The sequence below is a fragment of the Adlercreutzia muris genome (assembly GCF_041223505.1).
Taxonomy (GTDB): domain Bacteria; phylum Actinomycetota; class Coriobacteriia; order Coriobacteriales; family Eggerthellaceae; genus Adlercreutzia; species Adlercreutzia muris.
In genome coordinates this window covers 1-1,456 of sequence record NZ_JBCLQK010000024.1, presented here as the reverse complement: position 1 = coordinate 1,456, position 1,456 = coordinate 1, and the positions used below count along the sequence as shown (strand labels likewise).

General features: G+C 66.4%; 1 protein-coding gene. It reads left to right on the top strand.

Features of this window, described 5'->3' with window-relative positions; translation table 11 throughout:
- Positions 1 to 117 precede the first annotated feature (117 nt).
- Positions 118 to 1,395: an IS256 family transposase gene (locus AAK988_RS11310; protein ID WP_160325427.1), complete on the top strand. Its 1,278-nt coding sequence runs from the start codon at positions 118 to 120 to the stop codon at positions 1,393 to 1,395.
- Positions 1,396 to 1,456 lie beyond the last annotated feature (61 nt).

Below are 1,456 nucleotides of genomic sequence, written 5' to 3'. Positions count from 1 at the left end.
GATCGTGTGCCCAATGTTGGTGTAACGGTCGTTTCCCCTGATGCATGAGGAACGGCCATCGCCTAGAATCTTCAATTGACTAGATTGACGGATTCAGCAGAAAGGCGACAGCCGCATATGGACAGTTTAGAGCACGGCACGGCCGCCATGGCCGAGATTCCCAGATTCGACGACGGCATGGTCAACATCCAGGAGCTGATTCGGATAATGGCCGAGTCGCTCGTCAACGAGATCATGGACGCGCAGGCCGAGGACGCCTGCGCCGACGGCAACCAGAGAAACGGCTACCGCGAGCGCACGCTCGTCACCAGTGTGGGCGCCATAAACCTTCGCATCCCCAAGCTGCGCCGCGGCAGCTACTTCCCGGAGGACCTGCTCGTGCGCTACTCGAGGGTCGACCGGGCGGTGATCGCGGCGGTGTCCGAGATGGTGACCAACGGCGTGTCCACGAGGAAGGTGGAGCGGGTGGCCGCGTCCCTGGGGATAGACCGCATGAGCGCATCCCAGGTATCCCGCATCTGCGAGTCGCTGGACGAAATCGTGGCCGACCTGCAGGGCCGCGACCTGTCCGACGTGGCCTTTCCCTATGTTTGGGTGGACGCCACCTACGTCAAGTGCCGGGACGGCGGACATGTGTCGTCGTGCGCGCTCGTCACGGCCATCGGCGCGGGATCCGACGGCTACCGCCGGCTGCTCGGCCTCGACGCCATCGACACCGAGTCGCACGCGGGCTGGCTCGCCTTCCTGCGCTCTTTGCGCGAGCGCGGGGTCGGGGGCGTCCTCTGCGTCACGTCCGACGCCCACGAGGGCCTGCGCCGCGCCATCGAGGAGGTGTTCCCGGGAGCAGCGTGGCAGCGCTGCGTCGCGCACCTCATGCGCAACGCCGCCTCCTGCGCGCCCACGCGGCAGAAGAGGGCCGCGGTGCTGGCCATCCTGCACGCCGTCTTCGACGAGCGGGACCCGGCGCTGGTGCGCGAGCTGTACCACCTGGCCTGCGGGGAGATGGCCGGTATCTGCCCCAGGGCGGCAGATCTGCTGGAGGACGCCGAGGCCGACGCCCTGGCCTACCTCGACTTCCCGTACGCCCATCATCGCAGGCTGCGCACCAACAACGTGCAGGAGCGCGCCAACCGCGAGATCAAGCGCCGCAGCCGGGTGGTGCAGGTCTTCCCGTCCAGGAGGTCGCTGATACGGATGCTGGGCGCCGTGCTCTCCGAGATGGACGAGGACTGGGCGTCCAGGAGATGGTTCACGGAGGAGTCGATAGCGCTGGCGACATCGCCATCGAAGGCGCCGCTGCCGGCGCCGTCCTACGACGGCACTGCCGAGGAGCACGCCAGGCGCATCATGGAAGTAGTGGTTGCCGACAACCCGATCGGAAGGAGGGCGGCATAGGCGATGGGTTAGAATAGGGGCCAGGTTCTAGGCAATTACACCAACGTTCGGCACACTACCC

Excerpts from the sequence above, each read along its gene's own strand:
- AAK988_RS11310 (WP_160325427.1), top strand. The coding sequence starts at position 118 with ATGGACAGTTTAGAGCACGGCACGGCCGCCATGGCCGAGATTCCCAGA.